This is a genomic window from Gordonibacter sp., assembly GCF_036667095.1.
Classification (GTDB): Bacteria; Actinomycetota; Coriobacteriia; order Coriobacteriales; family Eggerthellaceae; genus Gordonibacter.
The window spans coordinates 1-5,617 of the sequence record NZ_JAVWUP010000164.1; the positions used below are offsets into that span (position 1 = coordinate 1).

At 61.7% G+C, this 5,617-nt stretch carries 5 protein-coding genes; all 5 read left to right on the forward strand.

Going from position 1 to position 5,617, the window contains the following annotated elements; translation table 11 throughout:
- Window positions 1-133 precede the first annotated feature (133 nt).
- Window positions 134-802: a response regulator transcription factor gene (locus RR842_RS11440; RefSeq protein ID WP_332514382.1), complete on the forward strand. Its 669-nt coding sequence runs from the start codon at window positions 134-136 to the stop codon at window positions 800-802.
- Window positions 802-1,830 (forward strand): sensor histidine kinase, encoded by a 1,029-nt coding sequence (locus RR842_RS11445; RefSeq protein WP_332514383.1) that lies wholly within the window; start codon window positions 802-804, stop codon window positions 1,828-1,830. The genes RR842_RS11440 and RR842_RS11445 overlap by 1 nt, the downstream gene beginning before the upstream one ends.
- A gap of 213 nt (window positions 1,831-2,043) precedes the next feature.
- Window positions 2,044-2,865 (forward strand): ABC transporter ATP-binding protein, encoded by an 822-nt coding sequence (locus RR842_RS11450; protein ID WP_332514385.1) that lies wholly within the window; start codon window positions 2,044-2,046, stop codon window positions 2,863-2,865.
- Complete coding sequence (locus RR842_RS11455; protein WP_332729800.1) at window positions 2,855-5,047, forward strand: ABC transporter permease; 2,193 nt, start codon at window positions 2,855-2,857, stop codon at window positions 5,045-5,047. Before RR842_RS11450 ends, RR842_RS11455 begins: the two co-directional genes overlap by 11 nt.
- A 94-nt stretch (window positions 5,048-5,141) precedes the next feature.
- A complete protein-coding gene (locus RR842_RS11460) occupies window positions 5,142-5,495 on the forward strand; it encodes a nitrous oxide-stimulated promoter family protein (protein ID WP_332514389.1) in 354 nt (117 codons plus the stop codon).
- Window positions 5,496-5,617 lie beyond the last annotated feature (122 nt).

The following is a 5,617-nucleotide window of genomic DNA, read 5'->3' on the forward strand; positions in this document are numbered from 1 at the left end:
AAGACTTTACGTGGTTTCGTGACGAAACGGTTACGGCGTGCCTTTCTTGGTCTTCGCTTGCCCTACCATAGTTGCCGAACCGTAAATTGAGGAGCTTACCCGATGCCCGCGCGTCGGTGGCGGAGGAGGAACCTTGGCATCCCTATTCGTCGTAGAAGACGACGCGCCGTTGCGCGAGGAGCTCATGCGGCTGTTGGAGCTGCAGGGCCATACCGCATGCACCAGCACGGCCTTCGACCGCATCGCAGACGAGGTGCGGGCTGCAAATCCCGACTGCGTTATCTTGGATCTCAAGCTGCCGGGAGACGGAGGGCATGCCGTCTGCCGCGACCTGCGCCGCTCAAGCGATGTTCCCATTATTATGCTGACCTCGTCTGATAGTGAATTCGACGAGGTTATGAGCATGAATCTGGGGGCAGACGACTACGTGACGAAGCCGTACAATCCCGCTGTTTTGCTCGCGCGCATCCAGTCGGTGCTGCGTCGCTCCGCACGCTCCGAGCCGGTTTCCCGCCTGTCCCATAAAGGCGTGGTTCTGGATGTGTCGAAGGGCCTGGTGGAGCATGGCGGCCGCTCGGTAGAACTGACGCGCAACGAGCTGCGTATCCTGCATCTGCTCATGGAGAACAAGGGGGCTATCGTCGCCCGCCAGGAGCTCATGGTGGAGCTCTGGCAGTCCGACGCCTTCATCGACGACAACACGCTCACGGTGAACATCAACCGCCTGCGCAAGAGCTTGGCCTCTATCGGTGTGCCGGACGATTTTCTGGTCACGCGCCGAGGCCAGGGGTACCTCGTCTGATGAGCCTGTCGACCTATCTGCGCGATCGTTTTGCGGCCGTGTTCATCGGTATCCTCTGCTGCGTTGCCGTGGGCGGTATGCTTGCTGTTCTGGGGGTGGGCAGGGATGCGGCCGTGCTCATACCATGTTTTATCGCGTCCTGTGGTGCGGTTGCCTTAGGCGTCGGATATGTGCGCCGCCACCGCTTCTACCGCGAGCTTTCGCATCTCGTGGACGATCTCGACCGGACGTACTTCGCCTCGGAACTTTTGGAAACACCCGAATTTCTTGAGGGGAAACTTGCGCATGAGGCTCTTGAGGCCGTAGGCAAGGCTGCTGCCGACGACGTGGCGCAACACCGGCAGCAGGCCGAGGCGTATCGCGAGTACATCGAGCTGTGGATTCACGAGATAAAGACGCCTATAGCTGCTGCTCGCCTCATGATGGCCGATCTGCGCGGCCCTGAGGCTGCCAAGCTCAAAGGCGAGATCGACCGCATCGAATCTTCCATCGAACAGGCGCTTTTCTATGCGCGATCGACCTCGCTTGCGCACGATTACGCTATCCGCGAGGTCGCCTTGGCCGAAGCGGTGCGCACGGCCTGCAGGAAGAACGCGCGTTATCTCATAGAGCGCGGCGTCACGCCCGCCATAGAGGTAGCGGAAGACGTTGTGGTATTCGCCGACTCTTCATGGCTCGCTTTCATCTTGGGGCAGATCCTCGTCAACGCTGCGAAGTACGGAGCAGCCAACGTGCGCTTCGTGACTTGTGCGGAAGAGGCGGCCGCAAGCCCCGCTCGCACGGTCCTCGAAGTAGCCGACGACGGTTTGGGCATTCCTGCTGCCGATGTTCCGCGCGTGTTCGACCGCGGCTTCACCGGCCAGAACGGCCGCGCGCAGGGCTCGGCCACCGGCATGGGCCTCTACCTTGTGGCCACGCTCTGCGAGAAGATGGGCCTCGGCGTGGCTCTTGCTTCGGAAGAGGGGTTGGGCACCCGGGTCATGCTGTCGTTCCCCCACGATCGCCGTCGCCTCGACATGCAGAGATGACCTTTCTGCGTTCTGCCGGCCCGCGCAAGCAGCCATGCCGGGCCTGGCAACGGGCGGCACAACGAGGCGACAGGGGAGCGTCCGTGCGACGCACGTCGTCCCTGCGATCCGCGTCATTCTTTCATAATCGTAAGGTTGTCGTAAGTTGCTTCGATGGCGCCCGTGCGCACAGGCTCGTAGTATGGCGGCAGACCTCAAAAAAAGGAGATTGCCATGACCGAAGTATACGCAACGCCTACGGCCTCCGCGTCCCCCGCGCATGCGGGTGCGCGCCCCATCCTGTCGGTACGCCAGATAGAGAAGGTGTACGGCAACAAAGATTCCGTGACCAAAGCGCTCGCCGATGTGAGTTTCGACGTCCAGCCCGGCGAGTTCGTGGGCCTTATGGGTCCGTCGGGCTCGGGCAAGACCACGCTGCTCAACTGCGTGGCCACCATCGACACGGTAACGAGCGGGCATATCCTCGTGGACGGCTGCGATATCACGGGCCTACGCTCACGCGCGCTTGCGAAGTTCCGTCGCGACGACTTGGGCTTCATCTTCCAGGATTCGAATCTGCTCGACACGCTTACCGGATTCGAGAACATAGCCCTTGCGCTTACGGTGAAGGGGGAGCCGACGAACCAGGTGAAGCCCAAGGTCGAGGCCATTGCGCGCACGCTCGGCGTGTCCGAAGTGCTGGGGAAGTACCCCTACCAGATGTCGGGCGGCCAGAAGCAGCGCATCGCCGCCGCGCGCGCCATCGTGGCCGACCCGAAGCTGGTGTTAGCCGACGAGCCCACGGGCGCGCTCGATTCGCGCTCGGCTACCGTCATGCTCGAAACGCTTTCGATGATGAATGCCTCGTTGGGTGCGACTATCATGATGGTGACCCACGATTCTTACGCCGCGTCGTTTGCCAGCCGCATCCTGTTCATCAAAGACGGTGCCCTGTTCAACGAGATCCGCCGCGGCGATACCTCGCGCAAGGACTTCTTCAGCCGCATCATGGAAGTCGTCACGTTTTTGGGCGGTGACGTGGCCGATGCTTGCTAAACTTGCCTTTCGCAACATCCGGCGTTCGGTCAAGGATTACGGCGTATACTTCGTCACGATCGTGTTCGGCGTCGCGGTATTCTATGCGTTCAACTCGGTGACCAGCCAATCCATCCTGTTCGACCTCGAGGGCTCCGCCTCGGCGAGCGTGTTTCAGCTGACGGGGCAGTTTTTGGGGATGTTCAGCCTGCTCATTGCCTGCGTGATGGGTTTTCTGGTGCTGTACGCGAACGGGTTCCTTATCCGGCGGCGGAAAAAGGAGTTCGGCACCTACCTCATGCTGGGCATGAAGCCCGGCAGCGTGTCGGCTATCGTGTTGTTGGAGACGGTGACGGTGGGGCTCGTGTCGCTCGTCGTGGGCCTGTGCTTGGGCTTCGCGCTGTCGCAAGGTCTGTCCTTTTTGACGGCCGGGCTGTTCGATATCCAGATGACCCAGTACCGCTTCTTGTTCTCGAGCGACGCGTTTCTGATGACGCTCGGCTGCTTCGTGCTTATCTTTGTGGTGGCGGCGTTGTTCAACACGCTGTCCATCCGACGCTACAAGCTTATCGACCTGCTGTCTGCCCGTGCCAAGAATGCGCGCTTTCGCGTGCGCAACCCGTGGGTGAGCCTCGTTGCGTTCGTTGTGGCCGTGGGCGTGATCGTAGGGGCGTATGTCACGCTTACCGACGGCAGCATGCTCTATTTCAACGAAGATTTCTGGCGAGCTACGGTGCTCATGGTTGTCGGCACCTTCCTGTTCTTCTGGTCGCTTGCGGGCTTCGCGCTCGCGGTGGTCGAGCGTACGCGCAGCGTCTACTTCAAGGGCTTGGCCATGTTCACCATGCGCCAGATCGCCAGCAAGGTGAACATGGCGTTCATGTCGCTGTCGGTCGTGTGCATCATGCTGTTCTTCTCGCTCACCGTGTTCTCCACCGGCATGGGATTGGCGCGCGTATTCAGCGGCAATGTCGAAGACGGCACGCTCTACGACGCCACGCTTGGCGCGAACGTGTACTTGAACGAGGGCGGCATCCACGACCCCGAGACGCTCGCTGGTATGAGCTCGGAGGACCAGGCGTACCAGGAAGTCGCCGACGCAAAGGCCGCCGCCGTGACCGCCGACGCCGAGGCTTACGACTGGGACATCGCCGCGAAGCTGGCAGCATCGACGCCTCTGTGGGACGAGCTGGTGGACCGCGCGTTGCAGATCGACTTCTACCAGGGCTCCGAAGCGTCTTACGGCGAGTTCATGGAGCGCTACAGCATCACGACAGGCAATGAAAAACAAGACGAGCTCATCGCCAAGCAGGGATTCGTGTTCGTGGGCGTCTCCCCGTTCAACGCGATGGCCGAGCTTACGGGTAGGCCGACGGTGGATGTTGGCGAGAACGGCTATGCGGTGAACAATGTGCTCGACGCCACCTCGGCGCTTTCGGATGCCCTCGCGCGCGTCGGCGAGGTCGTCGAGGTGGCCGGACATGAGCTGACGTCGACGGGCAAGGTGATGACGCAGCCGCTCGAGACGACTTCCTTTATAGCGAACGGTGCCGAGCTCATCGTGCCCGATGCGGTGATCGCAGACCTGCGCGCTCAAGGCGGCGTACCTGATACGAGTCGTTTGAACATCAGGTACAAGACCGACCGCGCCCGGGGCGACAAGCTGCTTGAGCAGGCGCTTGCCGAGGCGCTGTCCACTGACGAGCAGTCCACGGCTGCCGGGTTCGGCTTCAAGCCAACGCCCTGGCCGGTGACCACGTCCTTCACGGCCGACAAGGTCATCGTCCAAGCAAGCGGCATGAACATGATGATCTCGTATTTGGCGCTCTACATCGGATTCGTGTTCCTTATTGCCACGGCAGCTGTCCTGGCCATCCAGCAACTGTCCGAAACGAGCGACTCGCTGTCGCGCTACCGGGTGCTCGCCGAGATAGGCTGCGACCGTCGCATGATCCTGCGCTCGCTGCGCACCCAGGTGCTCGTGTACTTCCTCGTGCCGCTGGTGCTGGCGGTGTGCCATACGGTGCGTGCCGTGAGCGTTATCAGCGGCGCGATACTCGCACAGCTGGGAGTGTCGGTGATCGAGCCCGCTCTTATGACGGCCGTGCTCGCGGGCCTCGTATACGGCGCGTACCTACTGGTCGCGTACTTCGCCAGCAGGGGCATCATCCGTACTGCGTTGGGGAAGAAGCTCATAGGCTAGGAGGCCGCCCCGTTCACCGGCTGTGCTTTTATCTGATACGCCGGCTCGTGGCGAGGGAAAATCCCTCTCGTCGTGAGCCGGCAATTCTGCTACTATGTTTGCCATGGGTGACTCTCCGAAAACAGCAAAGCGCCGAGCGCGCGAAAAGCGCACCATCTCCCAGATGGTCGTGCTCTACTGCGCCGGCAACCACGAAGCTGCCACGCGCACCGAGACCGCGCATTGCGGCGAAGCGATCTGCCCTGCCTGCCTCGCTATCGACGCGAACGCGGTGCTGCGCACCGAGCGCTGCCGCAAGATGGACGAGAAGACCTCATGCGAGCAGTGCGGCAACCACTGCTACAAACCCGAAGACCGCGAGCGTATCCGTGCCGTCATGCGCTACGCCGGCCCGCGCATGATGGGCAGGCATCCCGTGGCCGCCCTGCGCCACCTGATGGGCATATAACTCGGTCCTCACGTCTATCTTTTCGCTTTCGCCTGCGGTGTATACGGGGCGGTTTGGGGTGCAGTGCCCGAACCGGGCGGCGAGGGCTTCGATGCGATCGTGTTCAGCACTCGCTCGCTATT